At 58.6% G+C, this 244-nt stretch carries 1 protein-coding gene; it reads left to right on the forward strand.

Going from position 1 to position 244, the window contains the following annotated elements; translation table 11 throughout:
* The coding region (locus tag SB725_RS33295) for a hypothetical protein (protein WP_410923707.1) at positions 1–244 on the forward strand (244 nt) is incomplete at both ends.

The raw sequence follows: 244 nt of genomic DNA on the forward strand, positions 1-244 counted from the left end.
GGACTTAACCGCCGACAGCGCCGCCGAATGGCTGGAAACCTTCCAGGCGAAAGAGCTGGAAGCGACTGAAAAAATGCTCTCTCTTGAGCAGAAAATGAGCATGGCGCAAACCGCGCACAGCCAGTTTGAGCAGGCTTATCAGCTGGTGGTGGCAATCAACGGCCCACTGGCGCGTAACGAGGCGTGGGATGTCGCTCGCGAACTATTGCGCGAAGGGGTCGATCAGCGTCACCTGGCAGAGCAG

The organism is Pseudomonas sp. SIMBA_041, from assembly GCF_046535095.1.
GTDB lineage: Bacteria > Pseudomonadota > Gammaproteobacteria > Pseudomonadales > Pseudomonadaceae > Aquipseudomonas > Aquipseudomonas mucoides.